At 70.5% G+C, this 19,331-nt stretch carries 19 protein-coding genes; 14 read left to right on the top strand and 5 right to left on the bottom strand.

The genetic code is table 11. The features are described from left to right. The first annotated feature begins 69 nt into the window (after positions 1-69). The 8 genes from P3G67_RS22715 to P3G67_RS22680 all read left to right on the top strand — a co-directional run bounded on the left by P3G67_RS22715 (position 70) and on the right by P3G67_RS22680 (position 9,902). Positions 70-2,178, top strand: coding sequence for a hypothetical protein (locus tag P3G67_RS22715; protein ID WP_276095112.1), 2,109 nt, complete (start codon positions 70-72; stop codon positions 2,176-2,178). 170 nt (positions 2,179-2,348) lie between these two features. Next, positions 2,349-3,299, top strand: a complete 951-nt coding sequence (locus P3G67_RS22710) for an ABC transporter ATP-binding protein (RefSeq protein ID WP_276095111.1) — start codon at positions 2,349-2,351, stop codon at positions 3,297-3,299. Continuing rightward, positions 3,296-4,051: an ABC transporter permease gene (locus tag P3G67_RS22705; RefSeq protein WP_276095110.1), complete on the top strand. Its 756-nt coding sequence runs from the start codon at positions 3,296-3,298 to the stop codon at positions 4,049-4,051. The genes P3G67_RS22710 and P3G67_RS22705 overlap by 4 nt, the downstream gene beginning before the upstream one ends. 10 nt (positions 4,052-4,061) lie before the next feature. Then, a complete protein-coding gene (locus P3G67_RS22700) occupies positions 4,062-5,333 on the top strand; it encodes a sensor histidine kinase (RefSeq protein WP_276095109.1) in 1,272 nt (423 codons plus the stop codon). Positions 5,334-5,518: 185 nt separating this feature from the next. Further along, positions 5,519-5,977 (top strand): recombinase family protein, encoded by a 459-nt coding sequence (locus P3G67_RS22695; RefSeq protein ID WP_276095108.1) that lies wholly within the window; start codon positions 5,519-5,521, stop codon positions 5,975-5,977. Positions 5,978-6,119: 142 nt separating this feature from the next. Continuing rightward, positions 6,120-7,361, top strand: a complete 1,242-nt coding sequence (locus P3G67_RS22690; RefSeq protein ID WP_276095107.1) for a helix-turn-helix domain-containing protein — start codon at positions 6,120-6,122, stop codon at positions 7,359-7,361. 538 nt (positions 7,362-7,899) lie between these two features. Beyond that, entirely contained in the window at positions 7,900-9,078 is a 1,179-nt protein-coding gene (locus tag P3G67_RS22685; RefSeq protein ID WP_276095106.1) for a methyltransferase domain-containing protein, read from the top strand. Positions 9,079-9,263: 185 nt separating this feature from the next. Then, positions 9,264-9,902, top strand: coding sequence for a response regulator transcription factor (locus P3G67_RS22680; protein WP_276095105.1), 639 nt, complete (start codon positions 9,264-9,266; stop codon positions 9,900-9,902). An 18-nt stretch (positions 9,903-9,920) separates the two neighbouring features. Here P3G67_RS22680 and P3G67_RS22675 read toward each other — a convergent pair whose 3' ends face one another. Together P3G67_RS22675 and P3G67_RS22670 are read right to left on the bottom strand one after the other, a co-directional pair. Continuing rightward, positions 9,921-10,766 carry a SirB1 family protein gene (locus P3G67_RS22675; RefSeq protein WP_276095104.1) on the bottom strand — a complete coding sequence of 282 codons (846 nt, stop codon included), beginning with the start codon at positions 10,764-10,766 and terminating at the stop codon, positions 9,921-9,923. A gap of 10 nt (positions 10,767-10,776) precedes the next feature. Beyond that, positions 10,777-11,793 (bottom strand): GNAT family N-acetyltransferase, encoded by a 1,017-nt coding sequence (locus P3G67_RS22670; protein WP_276095103.1) that lies wholly within the window; start codon positions 11,791-11,793, stop codon positions 10,777-10,779. Positions 11,794-11,928: 135 nt separating this feature from the next. Between P3G67_RS22670 and fdxA the strand changes: the two genes are divergently transcribed. Next, entirely contained in the window at positions 11,929-12,258 is a 330-nt protein-coding gene (fdxA, locus tag P3G67_RS22665; RefSeq protein WP_269853408.1) for a ferredoxin, read from the top strand. A 105-nt stretch (positions 12,259-12,363) separates the two neighbouring features. After that, on the top strand, positions 12,364-13,467 hold the full coding sequence (gene dapC, locus P3G67_RS22660) for a succinyldiaminopimelate transaminase (protein WP_276095102.1): 1,104 nt from the start codon (positions 12,364-12,366) through the stop codon (positions 13,465-13,467). Between the two features lie 68 nt (positions 13,468-13,535). Here the strand turns inward: dapC and P3G67_RS22655 are convergent, their stop codons facing one another. Further along, the gene (locus P3G67_RS22655) at positions 13,536-13,952 is read right to left on the bottom strand and encodes an ATP-binding protein (RefSeq protein WP_276095101.1); all 417 of its coding nucleotides are present in this window, start codon (positions 13,950-13,952) and stop codon (positions 13,536-13,538) included. A gap of 298 nt (positions 13,953-14,250) precedes the next feature. Next, complete coding sequence (locus P3G67_RS22650) at positions 14,251-15,210, bottom strand: hypothetical protein (RefSeq protein WP_391858325.1); 960 nt, start codon at positions 15,208-15,210, stop codon at positions 14,251-14,253. 85 nt (positions 15,211-15,295) lie between these two features. Here P3G67_RS22650 and dapE point away from each other — a divergent pair, with 85 nt between their 5' ends. After that, positions 15,296-16,363, top strand: coding sequence for a succinyl-diaminopimelate desuccinylase (gene dapE / locus P3G67_RS22645; protein WP_276095099.1), 1,068 nt, complete (start codon positions 15,296-15,298; stop codon positions 16,361-16,363). A 69-nt stretch (positions 16,364-16,432) separates the two neighbouring features. Next, the gene (locus tag P3G67_RS22640) at positions 16,433-17,266 is read left to right on the top strand and encodes an LOG family protein (RefSeq protein ID WP_391858320.1); all 834 of its coding nucleotides are present in this window, start codon (positions 16,433-16,435) and stop codon (positions 17,264-17,266) included. Between the two features lie 33 nt (positions 17,267-17,299). Here P3G67_RS22640 and folP read toward each other — a convergent pair whose 3' ends face one another. Next, positions 17,300-18,160 carry a dihydropteroate synthase gene (folP, locus tag P3G67_RS22635; RefSeq protein ID WP_269853890.1) on the bottom strand — a complete coding sequence of 287 codons (861 nt, stop codon included), beginning with the start codon at positions 18,158-18,160 and terminating at the stop codon, positions 17,300-17,302. A gap of 203 nt (positions 18,161-18,363) precedes the next feature. Between folP and P3G67_RS22630 the strand changes: the two genes are divergently transcribed. Further along, complete coding sequence (locus P3G67_RS22630; RefSeq protein ID WP_276095224.1) at positions 18,364-18,732, top strand: DivIVA domain-containing protein; 369 nt, start codon at positions 18,364-18,366, stop codon at positions 18,730-18,732. Then, complete coding sequence (locus tag P3G67_RS22625) at positions 18,725-19,315, top strand: DNA-3-methyladenine glycosylase I (RefSeq protein WP_276095098.1); 591 nt, start codon at positions 18,725-18,727, stop codon at positions 19,313-19,315. The genes P3G67_RS22630 and P3G67_RS22625 overlap by 8 nt, the downstream gene beginning before the upstream one ends. Positions 19,316-19,331: the final 16 nt, after the last annotated feature.

Raw genomic sequence — 19,331 nt, 5'->3', positions numbered from 1 at the left:
GTGGTGCGCGCTGGCGAGCCGCCTGCTGATGGCCGTGACGGGTGGCGAAGCTAACCGGGAGAACCTGCTTTGAGCCGTGAAACTGACAGTTCGTCCTCAGGACCCCAGGGTCGCGGCGGCGCCGCGTACCCGTCCGGGACACCGCCGTACGGAACCCGCCAGTATCCGTCGCCGCGACCGCAGGAGGAACCGCGCGTCGGCGGGGTACCGGGCACCCCGGCAGCTGCCGCGGGCGGCCAGGAGACTCCTGAGCCCGCGCCCGCCGAGCCGAAGACCGAGACCACGCTGACCACCCGGATCCGGATCAACATCCCGGGCTCGCGGCCGATTCCGCCGGTGGTGGTGCGCACCCCGGTCTCCGAAGGAGCCGAGGGCGAGAGCGGTCAGGACGATTCCGCTTCTGCTTCCGCTTCCGCTTCCGGGCGCGGCAGTGCGCGGGCCAACTGGGCGCCGCAGGGCGCCTCCTCGCCCGCGGACGGTGCCGCCGCCCCGCGCGGCACCGAGGCGGCGCAGACCGGCACGGGCGGTGCGGACAAGGGCGGGGCGGGTGCCAGCGACTGGTTCGCGCCGCGCAAGCCGGTGGCTCCGGCCGCCCAGCCCGCCGCCCGGCAGAAGCCCGCGACGCCGCCCGGGGCTTCGGCGCCGGGCGCGGGTGGGCCGGGCTCCGGGCAGCCCAACATCCCGTATCTGGACGACAGTCCGGGTGCGCCGGGTTCTTCGGCGTCTGGTGATCCGCTCTTCCCCGGGGCGGGCCCCGCGGCCTCCGGGCTGCCGTCCGGTTCGGGCGATCCGTTGTTCCCCGGGGCGGCTCCTTCGGCCTCCGGTCCGGGCGATCCCGTCTTCCCTGGTGCCGGTTCGCCCGCGTCCTCGCCGGAGCCGTTCGGGGGGCGGCTCGGTGGCGACGGCGGCGCGGGGGAGCAGGGGCCGTTGGGCGGGCCGCCGCCCGGTGGCGTGCCGTTCCCCGGTTTCCCCTCGGCGGGTGGCACGCCGGACATTCCCGAGGTGCCGAGCGGTCCGACCACCGGGCCCGTGACCGGGGGCATGTATATGCCGTCGGCCGCCGCCGAGGCACGCGACGGTGCGGCGTCCGACGGGCTGGCCGACCACGTCTCCGGCGACACCCTGGTCAGCGGCATCCCCGCGGTGACCGCGCCCGTTCCGCCCGCCGCGCCGAAGCCGCCCGCCGGGTCGGACGGGGGCGGGAAGTCCAAGCCGTCGGCCAAGGCCGCGCGCAAGGGCCGCTCCAAGGTGGCACTCGCCGGGATCGCGGTGCTGGCCGTGGTCGGCGTCGCCTACGCGGCGGGGCTGCTGATGGACCACGCCGACGTGCCGACAGGCACCACCGTGCTGGGCGTCGACATAGGCGGCAAGACCCGGGACGAGGCGGTCAAGGCACTGGACGCGGCGGTGGGCGACCGGGGCACCGCTCCGATCACCGTGCACATCGGGAACCAGGACAAGCAGCTCAAGCCGGAACTCGCCGGACTGTCGATCGACACCCGGGGTTCGGTCAGCCAGGTCGCGCACCGCGACTACAACCCGATCTCCGTGATCGGCTCCCTGTTCGGCGGCAAGCACGTGGTGGCGCCCACGGTCGACGTCGACCAGGAGAAGCTGCGCAGCCAGCTGCAGACCCTGTCGCCGAGCACCGGTGGCTCGGACGGCATGGTCAAGTTCGTTGACGGCAAGCCGGTCGGCGTACCCGGCACCCCGTACCAGGCCGTTGACGCGGACGCCTCGGTGCAGAAGATCACCGCCGCCTACACCCAGCGCGCGGAGACCGGCAAGAACGACCCGATCGACCTGGCGGTCACCACGCACCAGCCGCAGGTCACCCAGGCCCAGCTCAACGAGGCGATCAAGAACATCGGCGATCCGGCGATGTCCGGGAAGATCACCGTGACGGCCGGAACGCACTCGGTGCTGTTCAGCCCGCAGAAGTCGCTGAGCAAGATCCTCACGATCGTCCCCGCGCCGGGCAACGGGAAGATGACGCTCCACATCGACCTCGCGGTCCTGAGGGAGCTGTACGGCAACGCCTTCGACGGGGTGCTGCTGGAGCGCGGCATCGGCACCAAGACGCCGGTCACCCCGCAGGACGTGGCATCGGCGATGCTGCCGGCGCTCGCCAAGACCGCGCCGGAGAAGACCGCGGTGATCCAGAACGTGGCCAACTGAGGCCGCGGCGAAAGCTCCACCGGGCCGCGGTGGTCGCAGGACGACCGCCGCGGCCCTGCTCGTGGGAGCGCCATGGGAGCGCCGTCATGGTCCGGGTATGACATCTGTCATCCCCAGAACACGATGACCGGCACTGCCGCCGCCTCGCGGGACCCGCGAGGATTGTCCCCATGAGCGCAACAGCCGCACCGACGCCGCAGAAGCGGGACACGGCCACCCCGGCCGTCCGCTTCTCGCGGGTGAACAAGTCCTTCGGCCAGGTCAAGGCCGTCAACGACGTCAGCCTCGACCTGCACCCAGGCGAGACGGTGGCGCTGCTCGGGCCGAACGGCGCGGGCAAGTCCACCGCCCTCGATCTGCTGCTCGGCCTGCGCAACGCGGACTCCGGGACCATCGAGGTCTTCGGCACCACTCCGGCGCGGGCGATCGCCGAGGGCAAGGTCGGCGCGATGCTGCAAAGCGGCGGACTGATGGAGGAGGTGAAGGTCCGCGAGCTGGTCAAGCTCGCCTGTGACCTGCACCCGAAGGCCTACCCGGTGCAGCGGGTGCTGGAGCACGCCGGGATCACCGAGATAGCCGACCGGATGGTCAACAAGCTGTCCGGCGGCCAGGAGCAGCGGGTGCGCTTCGCCATCGCCACCGCCGGAGCCAACGACCTGATCATCCTGGACGAGCCCACCACGGGTATGGATGTCACCGTGCGGCAGAGCTTCTGGGCCACGATGCGCCAGCAGGCGGCGCAGGGCCGTACGGTCCTGTTCGCCACCCACTACCTGGAGGAGGCGGACGCGATCGCCGACCGGGTGATCGTGCTGCACCGCGGTCGGGTGCTCGCCGACGGCTCGGCGACCGAGATCAAGGCGAAGGCCGGTGCCCGCCGGATCGTCTTCGACCTCGACGGCCAGGTGGACGAGGCCGCGCTGCGCGGGCTGCCGTCCCTGACCGCGCTCAGCGTCTCCGGACGCACGGTGCGCATCCAGTCCACCGACGCGGACGCCACCACGCACGCCATCTACGGGCTGGGCCTGTACCCCCGCAATCTGGAGGTCGCCGGGCTCGGACTTGAGCAGGCCTTCATAGCGATCACCGACGCTGCGACCGCTGAGGAGGCGGCACGATGAACACCTTCGCCTCTGGCGCCCTGATCAAGCTGGAGATCACGCGGACGCTGCGGAACAAGAGGTTCATGTTCTTCTCCGTGATCTATCCGGCCGCGCTGTTCCTGATGATCTCCGGCTCGTCCAGCAAGACGGACATGATCCCGCACACCAACCTGTCCATGCAGCTGTACTACATGGTCGGGATGGCCTCCTTCGGCGCGCTGACCGCCGTGCTGATGGGCAACAGCGAGCGGATCGCCAAGGAGCGGGAGAAGGGCTGGGTGCGGCAGCTGCGGCTGACCGCGCTGCCCGGCCATGGCTATGTGATCTCCAAGATCGCCTCGATGGCGACCGTCACCCTGCCCGCGATCGTGATCGTGGAGGTGGTCGCGGCGGTGGTCAAGGGCGTCCACTTGCAGGCCTGGCAGTGGGCCGCCCTCACCTTCGCCATCTGGGCGGGCAGCATGGTCTTCGCCGCCCTCGGTGTCGCCATCGGCTACATGGCCTCCGGTGACGCGGTCCGCCCGATCACGATGATCACGTACTTCGCGCTGTCCATCCTCGGCGGTCTGTGGATGCCGTCCACGGTCTTCCCGCAGTGGCTGCAGAACATAGCGAAGTGGCTGCCCACCTACGCCTACGCCGGTCTGGGCCACGCCATCGAGCAGGGCAACGCTCCCCATCTGCGGGACATCTCGCTGCTCGTCGCCTACCTGCTGGTCTTCGCAGGCGGGGCAGCATGGCTGTACCGCAAGGACACCCTCAAGGCGTAAGGGACAACGAATGACGGTGGACGAGCGCACGGACGCGGGGAGGGACAGGGAAACCTTCCTCGCGATGATGGGGCGCGCCCCGGAGAACCGTCTCCAGCAGTGGAGCAAGCTGTGCTGGGCGCTCATCTACCTGCTCTACCTGGGGTCGGCGGTGGGCGACCTGGCCTCGGGACGGCACTCGACGGTGGCGGTCGCGCTGGGCTGGGCGGGGCTGGTGCTGTTTGTCGGTTCGTATCTGTACCTGCTGCTGAACCGGCGGCCGCGGCGCGACATGCCGACCTGGTGGCAACTGGCCATCGTGTGCGGTCTGTTCGCGCTCGCGCTGGCCCTGTCCCTCACCCTCGGTCCGCCGTGGCTGGTGATGTTCACCTATGTGACGGTCAGCCTCGGGGTGCTGCTGCCGATCCGGCATGTGCTGTGGGCGGTGCCGCTCTGCGCGTTGACGATCCTGGCGGTCGGTTCGCTGCTCGGCACCAGGGAGTGGGACGTCTACTCGATCTTCTTCCCCGCGCTGCTGGGCGGCGCGGCGATGACGGGCGTCGGCCAGATGGGCCGGATGGTGCGGGAGCTGCGGGAGGCGCGGGAGACCGTCGCCCGGCTCGCGGCGGCCGAGGAGCGGCTGCGGCTCGCCCGCGATCTGCACGATCTGCTGGGCCACTCGCTGTCCCTGATCACGCTCAAGAGCGAACTGGCCGGGCGGATGCTGCCGGACAAGCCCGAGGAGGCGGCCAAGCAGGTGGCCGACATCGAACAGGTCAGCAGGCAGGCCCTGGTTGACGTCCGGGAGGCGGTCAGCGGCTACCGACGGCCCACCGTCGGCGTGGAGTTGGCCGGGGCGCGCACCGCGCTGCGGACCGCCGGGATGGAGGTGGACATCTCGCCCTCGCTGGACCTGCCGCTGGAGGACCAGTACCCGGGGCTCGGCGCCGAGGAGCAGGGCGCGCTGGCCTGGGCGCTGCGCGAGGCGGTGACCAATGTGATCCGGCACAGCGGCGCCAAGCACTGCTCGCTGACGCTGGACGAGGTCTGGGAGGCGGACGAGAGCCGCTATCTGCGCCTGGAGGTCGCCGACGACGGCCGTGGCCCCGGCCGCGCCCACCATCTGGGCAACGGCCTGGGCGGCCTGGAGGAACGCCTGACGCTCTCCGGCGGATGGCTGCGCACCGGCCCCTCGAAGCGTGGTGGCTTCTCGCTCGGCGCCTATGTGCCGCTGCGCACCGTGTGGCACGAGCGGCCCGACACTGACGAGACGCCCGGGGCGGCGCGTTATCCACAGGCGTGATCCACAGCCTTGCCGGGGTGTCCGGATGGCTCGCTACGCTGCACCAATGATCAGGGTGCTGCTGGCCGAGGAGGAGTGAACCCTTAGATACCTAGGGTCTGACCTGCACTTTCTCTGATCGCAGGCCATCGACTCGCTCACTGCTTCGTGAGAAGGGTTCACACCTACCAGCCAGCGGAGCAGTCATGGCGACCGAGTACGCCTGCACCATCTGTGGGAAGACCGAGCCGAACCAGCTTGACCTGTACACCCGCAAGAGCAAGCGGCTCAAGGACGACGATCACCGGCGCGAACAAAGCACCGATGCCCAGCGGGAGCAGGGGCACCGTTGGGGGCACCGCCAGGGGTACGCGGTGCGGAAGGTGTGGAAGGACATTACGAGCGGCTTCAAGGACGTGAAGCGCTCCGACTTTGACCGTGCCTTGCGGGTGCTCGCTGACAGCGAAGTTCCGGCTCTCTGGGCGTACGCCATCGACCGGTTCAGCCGCAAGGGCGCGGAAGACCTGTCATCGGCAAGGCCCGCGTCATCTTCGACATGGACGGGCTGGACTCCAACGAGCCCCGTGACCGTCGATGGATCATCGTACATACCGGGGCGGGGTAAAAGTGTGGCACTTACAGCGAGGGTGACCCTGGCCCCATGAGCGCGCACACGGCCGCGAAATGGGGACCCGGGGGGTGTCGGCGAAAACGGAAGAGTTCGCCGTGTCAGACGGCTGTGTTGACTGATCGGCGTTGGTCGGCTAGCGGGCGGGCATACGCTGAACGTGAGGGGACGGTGAGGCTATGTCAACTGGGTTGGCTGACAACGTCAGGAAGTACCGCCGCGCGGCCGGACTGAGTCAGGAAGCATTGGCGGAAGCGGCGGACCTCTCGCTGAGCACCGTTCGCAAGGTGGAGCAAGGCGGGCATGTGTCCATGGAGACCCTTGCGGCCCTTGCCCGCGCGCTGGGGGTCTCCACGTCGGCGCTGTTCGCCACTGAGGCGCCAAAGTCCGTCCTCGGTCCGCAGGATGAGGCGAACCGCCGCTACCTCGCGGAGCTGCGACGCGCGCTGATGCCCGCTGTAGGGCTTGCGGCGCCCCTGTCGGACCCTGGGGAGGCCGGAGAGCTGAACGCGCTTCGTAGGGGTGTGCAGGAGAGTCACGCGCTCTACTGGGCCGACCAGTACGGGGCGGTCGCAAAGCGTCTTCCCTCGCTCCTGCGTAGCTCTGAAGCTGCCGTGTCCACCCTTGAGGGTGAAGATCAGCAACACGCGATGATCGCCCGCTGCCATGCGCTGCTACTCGCGGGCAAGTACCTGACGCAGGTACGGCAGTACGACATGGGTTACTTCGCGCTTGTCGAGGCGATCAAACTTGCCCGCGAGGCTGGCCAAACTCAGTTGGCGGCAACGGGTGTTGTGGGCCTTGGCTGGCTGTTGTTGCGGCAGGACCGATTCGACGAGGCGGAACAGCTTGCAGCGCAGACGGCAGCGGAGATCGAGCCGCGCATGTCGGAAGCGGCCCCGGTGTGTCTCGCTGTGTGGGGTGAGCTGTGGCTGAGGGTCGCTGCGGCATCAGCGCGCAACAACCGGCCGGACGTGACGCAGGAAGCCCGCAGGATGGCAGCAACGGCTGCTAGTGCGCTGAACACGGAATCCGAGAACTTTCCCCAGCACTGGGGAGGGTTCGGCCCCGTGACAGCGGAACTAAAGGCCGTTGAGGATCTGTCGCTTGTAGGGGACGCTCGGGGTGTGCTCCGACGAGCTGATGACGGGATCTTGAGTGACAAGTCGGTGCGCAACTTCGGCAAGCCCACCGCCCCGAACTGGGGCCGTCACCGGCTCGACGTTGCCCGCGCTCATGTCATGCTCGGGTCGCACCAAGACGCCATGGACGAACTTGTGCAACTCCGCCGTACGTCCGGCGAGTGGCTCACGCACCAGCCCATGGCACGGTATGTGATGACCGACCTTCTCAAGACCCGTAAGCGCACGCTGACCGAAGAGATGCGGAGCATGGCGGCACACCTCGGAGTCGCTGGCTGAGCCACTGCGAAGCGTGGTAGTTCGGCGCGCTGCGCTGCTGAACTACCGTTCCGTGCCCGTGGATTGGAGCTGTGCGCGCTCATACGGTCCCCTTACTGACCACCGGCATAGGGGGCCGAACCGATGCAGAGAACGGAAGGCGACCGGCAGCGACGGCGTGACCTTGCCGACGCGTCATCAGGGCACACAGCCCGGTTGCTGCCCTGGACGACGGACGACGGGCGCCGCTGCCTACTGAGCACGAACGACACGGGCGGGTTTCTGTCCCGCCTCGCTGACGACATGGAAGCGGCGCAGCTTGCCATGGGCGCGGACGTGCTCAAAGACGCCCACAAGGTGCTGGGCGACCCCATGTCCCCCCATGCCTTGAGCACCATCGATACAGGGAGGGAACCAAATGGAACAGTGGTGGATGACCATGGCAGCCCCCGGAGGGAACCCGCAGGATGACTCCGACTCCGGCAACAAGCACGGCGGGGGCGGCTCCGACGAGGGCGGTAACACCAACGACGGGCAGAACCCGGCGGACGGGAAGTAAGTGAGCGAGCAGCACGAGGCGGGGGCCGGTCCTGAACGGCTGGCCTCCGCGCTGATCGAAAAGGGCTCGCTTACGAGCGATTGGCTTCCTGCCTATCAAGCGGTGCCCCGGCATCTGTTCGTGCCGGACACCATTTGGCCGGGACGTGCGGGCATGAACCGGCAGAGTGATCGGGTCATGCGAGCCGACGAGCCGGACGTGTGGTGGAGGGCTGTCTACTCGGACGCGCCGATCACGACCCAATGGGACGACGGCGCGTACACCGGCCCTGGCAAGGGCAAGAGTCCGTCTTGCTCCAACTCCATGCCCACCATGGTCTTTTCGATGTTGGACGCGCTGAGCGTCGAGCCGGGGAACCGGGTGTTGGAGATCGGCACGGGTACCGGCTGGAACGCCGCACTGCTGTCGCACCGGTTGGGCGCTGAGAACGTCGTCACAGTCGAGGTGGACGAGGCCAGCGCCAGGGATGCGCGGGCACGTCTGAGCGCAGCGGGGTTCGAGCCGTTGGCCGTTGTCGGCGACGGTGCGAAGGGATACCCGGAGGGTGCCCCGTATGACCGCGTGATCGCCACGTGCTCGATCGGCAGCGTTCCGCGTGAGTGGATCGAGCAGACCAGACCGGGCGGCGTGATCGTCGCTCCCTGGGGGCCGACCTACGGAGGGGAAGCCGTCGCACGTCTCACCGTCGCTGATGAGGGCGCGGCGGCCGGTCCGTTCGTGGGTTCCTCGGCGTTCATGCGGCTACGTGCCCAGCGCAAGGACCTACCGCCCACCAGGGCTTACCTGAACGGCGAGGAATGGCCCGCCGACGGCGCCAAGAGCATGACGACGCTCTCACCGGACGATGTGGGCGACTGGATCCACATGTTCGCCATAGGGGTTCAGGTCCCAGGGCTCTTCTGTCGGGTCTGCTGGGGATCGGATGGCGCCTACCGCCTGTGGCTGCACGACACCGCAGTTACCTCGTGGGCGACGGTGGACTACGAGAAGGGACGGACGCAGTACGAGGTCATGCAGTCCGGCGCCCGGAACCTTTGGGATGAGCTGGAGACGGCTTGGCGCTGGTGGAACCAGCAGGGGCAACCCGGGTTTGAACGGTTCGGGCTCACGGTGTCGGCGAACGGGCACACGGTCTGGCTGGACAACCCCGGGAATCCGGTACCGGTAAGGGAGGTGTGACGTGGACGGCGATGACGAGAAGCACCAGGGCACCGGCTCAGACGAGCCAACCGGAAGCGACGGCGGGGACCGAGGCAACCCGCACGGAGGCGGGCAGTAGCGCTCCGTCCCCTTGATGATCGGCCCCGTCCGTGCGCTGTCCACAAGGCGCCCAGGCGGGGCTTTCTGCTGGCTAGGCTGCCGTTATGACAGACACGCCCGGCGAGCGGCCCATAAGATCTATAAGAGTCCTCCTCGCCGAGGACCAGTCCATGGTGCGAGAGGCGTTGGCGACGCTGCTCGGGCTGGAGGAGGACATCGATGTTGTCGCGCAGGTCGCGCGGGGCGACGAGGTGGTCGCCGCGGCCCGTGAGCACGCGGTGGACGTGGCGTTGCTCGACATCGAGATGCCGGGGATGACCGGCATCGACGCCGCCGCGCAACTGCGCAGAGAGCTACCGGGCGTCAAGGTCGTCATCGTCACCACATTCGGGCGCCCGGGATATCTGCGCCGGGCCATGGAGCAGGGCGCCGACGCCTTCCTGGTGAAGGACGCCCCGGCGGCCCAACTCGCCGACGCGGTACGGCGGGTGCTGCGCGGGGAGAAGGTCATAGACCCGATGCTGGCGGCGGCGGCCCTCGCCGAGGGCGCGGATCCGCTCACCGCCCGGGAGCGCGATGTGCTGCGCGCGGCTGCCGATGGCGCGGTCAACTCCGAGATCGCCAAGGCGCTGCACCTGTCGGAGGGCACCGTGCGCAACTACCTGTCCACCGCCATCCAGAAGACCGGGGCACGCAACCGCTCCGAGGCGGTCCGCATCGCCAAGGAGAAGGGCTGGCTCTGACCGGGCCTGCCCGGTAGGTCAGTTGAGCAGGGCGCGGGCCGAGCGGGCGCGCTGCCGGATGCCGTCGGCGATCGCCGGATCCATCGAGGCGACCAACTCCGCGTAGGCCTCCATCTCCGCCGCGCCGGTGGCGAACTCGCCGCGCTGCACCAGCAGTTGGGCGCGCTCCAGGCGCAGCCCGGCCGGATGGTGGGGCAACAGCAGGCCGAGTTCGATCGCCCAGAGCTGTACCCCGCTGTGCTCGGGGCGGGCCGCCGCCCACGCCCGGATGTTGTTGAGCACCCGGGCGACGATGTCCAGCGGTTCCGCGGGCGCGAACATGCCGGCCGACAGCGCGGTCCCGGTGCTGCCGAGGGCGCCCGCCACCAGGAGTTCGGCGTCCCCGGCGGCCAGTTGGCGTCCGCCGTTGAACGGGTCGACGAGCACCTGGCCGGCGTCCGGCTCACCGATGCCGACCACGAAGTGCCCGGGCAGCCCCACCCCGTACACCGGCGCGCCGAGGCGTCGTCCCACCTCGATCCACACCACCGACAGCAGGATCGGCAGCCCGCGTCTGCGCCGCAGCACATGGTGGAGCAGCGAGGACTCCAGCCGCCCGTAGTCCGAGGGCAGGCCGCGGAATCCATGGCGCCCGCCCAGTACCTCGGCCAGCACCTGGGCCCAGGCCCCCGGCCCGTCACCGGTGCGCTGCCGGGCGACCTCGTCGGCCAGCCGGTCGAGTTCGCCCAGGGCGTCGGCGATCACGGTCTGGTCGAACCCGGTCGCGGCCTCCGCTCCGACCAGCAGGCACAGCAGCGCGAGGTCGGGGCACTCACCGCGCGCGGCCTCAGCGAACCGGCGCCGCCTGTCGACGATGTTGTCCATGACGCGCCACCTACCTGGTGCCGCCCTGTGGGGCGCGGCGGTAGTGGTAGCCGTGGTGGGCGGTGAAGCCCATCCGTTCGTAGAGGGCGCGGGCGCCCTCGTTCTCCTCCTCCACTTGGAGATACCCGCCCGTGGCGCCTTCATCCAGCGCTTTGCCCGCGAGTGCCGCGAGCACCGCGGTGGCCAGCCCCGACCGCCGTCGCCGTGGGTCCACCTCCACCGCGCCGAACTGCGCCCAGCGCCCGTCCACCACGCACCGCCCGATCGCCGCCGGGCCCGTCTCGTCGCCGGGCACCGTGGCGAACCACACCGACGGTCCCCCGGTCAGCACCCGCACCGCGGCTTCGGCCAGCTCGCCGGTGCGGTGGTAGCGGGCCAGCCAGCCGGCGTCCGGCGCCCGGCTGAGCGTGACCCGCTCGGCTCCCGGACCGTCGGCGACCGGTGCGACGGGGCCGGTGTAGACCAGGGTGTGCGCCTCCGCGGTCCAGCCGTCCCGGGCCAACCCGTCGTCAAGGCGCTCATCGGAATCCGTCGTTCCGGTGGCGACCTGGACATACGGCACCAGCCCCCGCTCGCCGTACCAGTCCCGGACCCGGCGGATCGCGGTATCGGGCGGCAGCCCCGGATCGCCCAGCGGCAGCACGGAGTTGGCCCTTCTGGTGAACCCCTCGGAGGCGCGCAGCAGCCAGTCGCCGAGCCGCTCGGTCTCCAGCGCGGGCCAGCCGCGCGAGGCGAGTTCCTGCAGTTCGTGCGCGGTCGCGGTGGGCGGCGCCATACGGCGTGGGCGGGCCGGACGGTCGGGGACCACCTTGCCCGCCACCAGCGACCGTTCCGGGATGTGGACGGCCTCGCCGTTCCGTCGTGTGATGATGAGCACACCCTCGTTCCAGGATGTGAGAAGCCCTACGGCGTCGGTGAATACCGGGCGAGCGCCGACGATCTCCGCTACCCTCCGCACCGATACACGTTTTCCCACGTCAGAGGGGGTAATGCGGACTTCGAGCCGTCCACCACCAGCGAACTCCACCGATCGGTCAACCCCTCTTGTTCGTATGCGGCCCGGGAACGGAGATACTAGGAGGTGGGCATCGACGCCGCGCTCCCGCGCGCCACGCGGCGGAGCCGCACCGGTCCGCCGGCCCTATCGAGGAGGAACGACAGCGTGACCTACGTCATCGCGCAGCCTTGTGTCGACGTCAAGGACAAGGCATGCATCGAGGAGTGCCCCGTCGACTGCATCTACGAGGGCTCGCGGTCCTTGTACATCCACCCGGACGAATGCGTCGACTGTGGGGCCTGCGAGCCGGTCTGCCCGGTTGAGGCGATCTTCTACGAGGACGACACCCCCGAGGAGTGGAAGGACTACTACAAGGCGAACGTCGAGTTCTTCGACGAGCTGGGTTCGCCGGGTGGTGCCTCCAAGCTGGGCCTGATCGAACGTGACCACCCGTTCATCGCCGCCCTGCCGCCGCAGAACCAGGACCACGGGTAAGTCGGCTGACTACCGGTCCGCATAGCGATCGATGATGGCGTCGGTCCCGTACGGCTGTGGGCCGTACGGGACCGATGGCGTAGCACGCGAGAAAGCGAGCTGTACGTGGCGCGAGTGACTGACCGCCTTCCGGTCTTCCCCTGGGACCGCCTTGAGCCCTACAAGACCGCGGCCACCGCGCACCCCTCCGGTGTGGTGGACCTGTCGGTGGGCACCCCCGTCGATCCGGTGCCCGCAGTGATCCAGCAGGCGCTGACCGACGCCGCCGACAGCCCCGGCTATCCGCTGACGTACGGCACGGCCGCGCTGCGCGAGGCGATCGCGGGCTGGCTGCACCGGCGGCTCGCGGTGGACGCGGATCCCGCCGCGGTGCTGCCGCTGATCGGCTCCAAGGAACTCGTCGGCTGGCTGCCGGTACTGCTCGACCTGCGCGAGGGCGACCAGGTCGGCTATCCGCAGCTGGCCTACCCGACCTACGAGATCGGGGCGCTGGTGGCCCGCGCCGAGGCGGTCACCTATGCCGACCCGGTGGCGGACCTCGACCCCACGCGTGTCCGGCTGCTCTGGCTCAACACCCCGTCCAACCCGACCGGCCGCACCCTGGACGCCGCCGAGCTGCGCCGGATCGTGGCCTGGGCACGCGAGCACGGGGTGCTGGTGGTCTCCGACGAGTGCTACGTCGAACTCGGCTGGGAGACCGAGCCGGTGTCGATCCTGCACCCCGAGGTCTGCGGCGGCAGCCATGACGGCCTGATCGCCGTGCACTCGCTGTCCAAGCGGTCCAACTTCGCCGGTTACCGGGGGGCGTTCCTCGCCGGTGACCCGGCGGTGGTCAAGGAGCTGCTGGCGGTACGCAAGCACCTCGGGATGATCGTCCCGGCGCCGGTGCAGCGGGCGATGATCGCGGCGCTGGGCGACCAGGCGCACGCGGACGAGCAGTACGAGCGCTACGCCCGCCGCCGAGCCGCGCTGCGCACCGCGTTCGAGGGCGCCGGCTTCCGCATCGAGCACAGCGAGGCCTCGCTGTACCTGTGGGCGACCCGCGACGAGCCGTGCTGGGACACCGTCGGCGACCTGTCCAAGCAGGGCATTCTGGTGGCACCCGGAGAGTTCTACGGCCCGGCGGGTGAGCGGCACGTACGCATCGCCTTCACGGCCACCGACGAGCGGGTGGCCGAGGCGGTGCGCCGACTGGGCGGCGACGCGTAGGGCCGCACGAACAAGCGTGAGGGCCTGGGAAGCACACGCTTCCCAGGCCCTCACGCTTGTTCGTGCTGTCAGCCGCCCAGGGACGGCAGGTCGGCGCCGCCGACCGGGAGGTTGCTGGTCGGCAGCTTGCTGGCGGTGGCGGACTTGGCGGCGCCGCCGACGACGTTGCCGGCCGTCTGGTTGGCCTGGCCGACCAGCTTGTTGGCGGCCGGGCCGGCGCTCTGGCCGGTCTTGCTGACGGCGTTGGTGGCGGCGGGCAGCACCGTCTTGGCCGCGTTGGAGCCCGCCTCGTTGACCACGCCCACGGCCTTGTGCGCGGTGGTGTCGGCGTTGTGGATGGTCTCCGGGCTGCTCAGTCCGCTCAGGCCGTTGGTCGCGGGCAGCTCGGCGGCCTGCGCAGCGCTGGCGCCCATCCCGATGACGGGGGCAGCCGCCGCCACCAGCACGGCGGCCCGGGCGATCCGGCTCTTGAGGGGGAGAGACATGGTGCTCCTTTTACGGAGAGATGAGGACATGAGATGTCCGCAGGCGGACGCCGTGACTACCGCGTGAGAAGCCCTAAAGTTGCGGTTGTTCGAGGTAAAGAGTTGGCAATGTGTCGCATAATAGACTTTCGGGAGAATAGGGCATTCCTGCTGGTTCTCGGGCGGCGGAGGAAACGTCACCGCGCAGGTGCCCCAAGGGAGTTGAGGGATTGCGGGGAATGCGCGGGCGGGGTGCTCAAGGAGTCTTGCCGAGCGCTCCGTATTCCCCTTGCGGGGTAGCATCCGGAACTTTGCGCGACTAGTGCTCGACGGTGATCCGAACATCCCCGTACGAATGTCCGGGCCGTGCCGCGTCCTTCACCCAGCCGCTGCCGGATTCCCGTGCCCGCCAAATCCGGCCGCGATATGCCACCTCGGCGATCCGCAGCTCCGGCGCGTGCGCCACCGCCCACTGCGCCAGCGCCCAGCCGTGCTGCGTCGGGTCCTCGTCCGTCGGGTCGGCGGCCGCGTCGCCGGGCACCGTCACCGTGGAGCCGCTGGTGTCTCCGGGCAGGGCGCCCGTGCCCGCCGCCTCGGCCGGGGCGCCGTCCGCGCTGCCCTGCCGCTCCAGCACCTGCGCGCCGAACTCCCGCGCCAGCCGCTGCCGTACCGCCACCGGATCGCCCGGGCTGCCGCCCGACGGCACCCGGCAGCTCAGGCTGGGCTCCCGCCCGTACAGCGCGGCGGCCAGCATCGAGGCGTCCGCCTCGTGCTTGGCGTAGGCCTGCGGAAAGCCGCTGTGCTGCACCTTCTGCGCGGCGGCGGTCAGCGGAAGCCGTGAGTAGCCGGGGATCTTGACCAGCTCGTCGAAGAACTCCCCGGACGAGTAGACCGGGTCCAGGATCTGCTCCGCGGTGCCCCAGCCCTGGGACGGGCGCTGCTGGAACAGGCCCAGCGAGTCGCGGTCGCCGCCCTTGATGTCGTGCAGCTTCGACTCCTGCATCGCCGTCGCCAGGGCTATCGTCAGCGCCCGCTCCGGCAGGTCGCGCGAGGAGGCCACGGCACCGATCGTCGCCGCGTTCGCCGCCTGCGGCTGCTGGAGGCCGAGTCGCGTGCCGTTCGCCTCCACGTAGCAGTCCAGACCGTGCGAACCCGTCCAGTCCACGAAGACCACGTACCCCACCACCGTGAGCAGCGCCAGCAGCGCGGCGGCGCACCGGATGCGACGGCCGCGCGGGGCACGAGTGCCCCCGGAGGTCTGGTGCGATGGCTGGTACACGGGCACGGACGACACCGTACTTGAGCCCGCCGCACCGCCGAATTCCCGGACCCGGCCCGGGATGGCCCCAGGTAGGGTCGCCGACATGAGCACACCCGCACTCGATCTCAGCCAGGACGCGGCGGCCGTCACCGCACAGCTCGTCGACATCCCGTCGGTCAGCCGGGCGGAGAAGCCGCTCGCGGACGCCGTCGAGCAGGCGCTGCGCGAACTGCCGCACCTGACCGTCGACCGGGACGGCGACGCGGTGGTGGCCCGCACCAACCTCGGGCGGGCCGAGCGGGTCGTACTGGCCGGGCACCTGGACACCGTGCCGATCGCCGACAACGTGCCGTCGCGGCTGGTGGACGGGGTGCTGCACGGCTGCGGCACCAGCGACATGAAGTCCGGCGTCGCGGTCCAACTGCGGCTGGCCGCCACGCTGACCGAGCCCAACCGCGACCTGACCTTCGTCTTCTACGACGCCGAGGAGATCGCGGCCGAGTTCAACGGCCTCAAGCGGCTCGCCGAGCACCGCCCCGACTGGCTCACCGGTGACTTCGCGGTGCTGATGGAGCCCACCGACGCGCTGGTCGAGGGCGGTTGCCAGGGCACCCTGCGGGTACGGGTGGAGACCACCGGCCGCCGCGCCCACTCGGCGCGCGCCTGGCTCGGCGAGAACGCCATCCACGCCGCGGCGCCGGTGCTCGCACGGCTCGCGGAGTACCGGCCGAGGCGGGTGGAGATCGACGGGCTCACCTACCGCGAGGGGCTGAACGCGGTGCTGATCGAGGGCGGTCACGCCACCAACGTCATCCCCGACAGCTGCGCGGTGACCGTCAACTACCGTTTCGCGCCCACCCGTTCGGAGGAGGAGGCGCTGGCGCACGTGCGGGAGGTCTTCGAGGGCTTCACCGTGGTGCTCACCGACTCCGCGCCGGGTGCCATGCCGGGGCTGTCGCATCCGGCCGCCGCCGCGTTCGTCGCGGCGATCGGCGGCAAGCCCGCGCCGAAGGACGGCTGGACCGATGTGGCCCGGTTCTCCGCCCTCGGCATCCCGGCCGTCAACTACGGTCCCGGTGACCCCAAGCTCGCCCACACCCGTGAGGAACACGTGGCCACCTCGGCGATCCTGGAGTGCGAGGACCGGCTGCGCCACTGGTTGGGGGCGTAGCGGGCCCTGGGTACGTACGCTGCAATCGGTGGCCCGCAACGGGCCGGGCGCGGGAAGGAGCGGTACGACGTGGGCAGTGGCAACGCGGAGGACCCGGGGCGGGAGCGCAGCTTGCGCGAGGCACAGGAGGCCGCCGCGGCGGCGAACGCGACCGCCGAGGCCGTCCCCTGCGGCCAGGGCTGGCCGGAGCGGCACACCGGGCCGGTGGTGCGGCGCCGGGGCCAGGTCCAGACGGGTACGACGGACCAGCGGCTGCTGGACAGCCAGGGGCCGACGGACTGGCTGCACGGCGATCCGTGGCGGGTGATGCGGATCCAGTCCGAGTTCGTCGAGGGCTTCGGCGCGCTGGCCGAACTCGGGCCCGCGATCAGCGTGTTCGGGTCCGCCCGCACTCCCGCCGACTCGCCCGAGTACGAGGCGGCGGTACGCATCGGACGGGCGCTGGCCGGGGCCGGGTACGCGGTGATCACCGGGGGCGGTCCCGGGGCGATGGAGGGCGCCAACAAGGGGGCGTGCGAGGCGGGCGGCGCCTCGGTCGGCCTCGGCATCGAGCTGCCCTTCGAGCAGGGGCTCAATCCCTATGTCGACGTGGGCATCAACTTCCGCTACTTCTTCGTGCGCAAGACGATGTTCGTCAAGTACGCGCAGGGGTTCGTCGTGCTGCCGGGCGGCTTCGGCACGCTGGACGAACTCTTCGAGGCGCTGACACTGGTCCAGACCAAGAAGGTGACCCGCTTCCCGATCGTGCTGTTCGGCGTGGACTACTGGCGCGGCCTGGTGGACTGGGTACGGGACACCCTGGTCGCCGAGGGCAAGGCGTCCCGGCACGACCTGGAGCTGTTCCAGCTCACCGACGACGTGGACGAGGCGGTCAAGTTCGTCACCAAGGAGGCGGACCGCTGAGCGGCGGCGGCCCCGTCCCAGGGCGGGCCGCCGTTAAGCCAGGCCGCGGCGGGCCACGGCCGGAGGGCGGTGGCCCGCGATGGTGGCCACCATGTCCAGGATCTGGCGGGTCTCGTCGACCTCGTGCACCCGGTAGACCCTGGCGCCCAGCCAGGCCGAGACGGCGGTGGTCGCCAGCGTGCCCAGCAGCCGCTCCCTGACCGGCTTGTCCAGGGTCTCGCCGACGAAGTCCTTGTTCGACAGCGAGACCAGCACCGGCCAGCCGGTGCCCACCATCTCGCCCAGCCGCCGGGTCGCCTCCAGCGAGTGCCGGGTGTTCTTCCCGAAGTCATGGCCGGGGTCGATCATGATCCCGTCCCGCCGCACCCCCAGCTCCACCGCCCGTTCCGCCAGCCCCAGGGTGACCCGCAGGATGTCGGCCATCACGTCCTCGTAGCTCACCCGGTGCGGGCGGGTTCGCGGCTCGGCGCCGCCCGCGTGCGTGCACACCAGGCCCACCCCGAAGCGCGCCGCGACCTCGGCCAGCTTCGGGTCCACCCCGCCCCACGCGTCGTTGATCAGGTCCGCGCCCGCCTCGCAGACGGCCTCCCCGACCTCGTGCCGCCAGGTGTCGACGCTGATCACCACGTCCGGAAACCGCCGGCGCACCTCGGCGACGAACGCGGCCGTACGACGGATCTCCTCCTCGGCCGACACCTCCTCCCCGGGACCGGCCTTGACCCCACCGATGTCGATGATCGCAGCACCCTCTGACACCGCCCGGTCCACCCGGGCGAGCGCAGCCTCGTCGGTGAAGGTGGCGCCCCGGTCGTAGAAGGAGTCCGGCGTCCGGTTCACGATCGCCATGATCACCGGTTCGTGGTCCCCGAACTCGCGCTTGCCCAACCGCAGCATGCTGTTCACGCCCTCCTCGATCGGCCGCCCCGCGCACGGGAGCTCCACCCGGTGCCGACACTCCTCGATGCGCCCGTCGCGACCCTAACCCGTCGCCCGCCGCACGACCGTCTACAGCGCGGCATGGCACGATCGGGGCGGACACTTGGACACCAAAGGCACCGACGCTTCAGGTATTGAGGCCGGACCCGGGAGAGATCGTCTTGTTCTGGTTCATGCTCATCGCGCTGGTCGCGGTGGTCGGCGCCGTCGCCGTCGCGGTGCTCGGTGACGGGGGCACACTGCGCGACGCCGAGCCGGACCGCCTGTCGGACCCGCTGCCCGGGGACCGGCCGGTCAGCCGCGCCGACATCGACGACCTGCGGCTCGCCGTGACGCTGCGCGGCTACCGGATGGACGCGGTGGACGACGTGCTCGACCGGCTCGCCGCCGAACTGGCCGAACGGGACGCGCGCATCGCCGAGTTGGAGGCCGCTTTGGCGGGAGCCCAGGACGCGGCGCTCGGCGCGCCGTCACTGGTGAAGGAGCACCCGCGGGACGCCGCGGCGAACGGGGAGCAGCCGCATGACTGAGGGCGGGCCGGTCACCGGCGCCGACGGACGGACCCGCTGCCCCTGGGCGCGGGACGCGGACGGCTACGCGGACTACCGGGCGTACCACGACACCGAGTGGGGGCATCCGGTGCACGGCGACGTGGAGCTGTACGAGCGGCTGTCGCTGGAGGCGTTCCAGTCCGGTCTGTCCTGGCTGACGATCCTGCGGCGCCGGGCCGGGTTCCGTGCCGCCTTCGCGGACTTCCGGCCGGAGGCGGTGGCCAGGTTCACCGACGCCGACCGGGAACGGCTGCTCGCCGATCCCGGCATCATCCGCAACCGGGCCAAGATCGACGCGGTCATCGCGAACGCCCGCGCCGTCCTCGACGTCGCCGAGTCCTACGAGGGCGGCCTGGACGCGCTCATCTGGTCCTACGCACCGGGCGATCGTCCGGCGCCGCGGACGATCGCCGATGTTCCGGCCACCACGCCGGAGTCCACCGCCCTTGCCAAGGACCTCAAGAAGCGCGGCTTCCGCTTCATCGGTGCCACCACCGCGTACGCCACGATGCAGGCGTGCGGGCTGGTCAACGACCATTTGGCGACCTGCGACTTCCGGTAGCGGGGGCTGCGCCCCC

The organism is Streptomyces silvisoli, from assembly GCF_029269905.1.
Classification (GTDB): domain Bacteria; phylum Actinomycetota; class Actinomycetes; order Streptomycetales; family Streptomycetaceae; genus Streptantibioticus_A; species Streptantibioticus_A silvisoli_A.
This window is presented reverse-complemented; position numbering and strand designations above follow the sequence as displayed.

Coding starts and splice junctions, on each gene's coding strand:
- P3G67_RS22680 (WP_276095105.1), top strand. CDS start 9,264: ATGACAGACACGCCCGGCGAGCGGCCCATAAGATCTATAAGAGTCCTC.
- P3G67_RS22705 (WP_276095110.1), top strand. CDS start 3,296: ATGAACACCTTCGCCTCTGGCGCCCTGATCAAGCTGGAGATCACGCGG.
- dapE (WP_276095099.1), top strand. CDS start 15,296: ATGAGCACACCCGCACTCGATCTCAGCCAGGACGCGGCGGCCGTCACC.
- P3G67_RS22690 (WP_276095107.1), top strand. CDS start 6,120: ATGTCAACTGGGTTGGCTGACAACGTCAGGAAGTACCGCCGCGCGGCC.
- P3G67_RS22655 (WP_276095101.1), bottom strand. CDS start 13,952: ATGTCTCTCCCCCTCAAGAGCCGGATCGCCCGGGCCGCCGTGCTGGTG.
- P3G67_RS22700 (WP_276095109.1), top strand. CDS start 4,062: ATGACGGTGGACGAGCGCACGGACGCGGGGAGGGACAGGGAAACCTTC.
- P3G67_RS22675 (WP_276095104.1), bottom strand. CDS start 10,766: ATGGACAACATCGTCGACAGGCGGCGCCGGTTCGCTGAGGCCGCGCGC.
- P3G67_RS22695 (WP_276095108.1), top strand. CDS start 5,519: ATGGCGACCGAGTACGCCTGCACCATCTGTGGGAAGACCGAGCCGAAC.
- folP (WP_269853890.1), bottom strand. CDS start 18,160: ATGCTGCGGTTGGGCAAGCGCGAGTTCGGGGACCACGAACCGGTGATC.
- P3G67_RS22625 (WP_276095098.1), top strand. CDS start 18,725: ATGACTGAGGGCGGGCCGGTCACCGGCGCCGACGGACGGACCCGCTGC.
- P3G67_RS22710 (WP_276095111.1), top strand. CDS start 2,349: ATGAGCGCAACAGCCGCACCGACGCCGCAGAAGCGGGACACGGCCACC.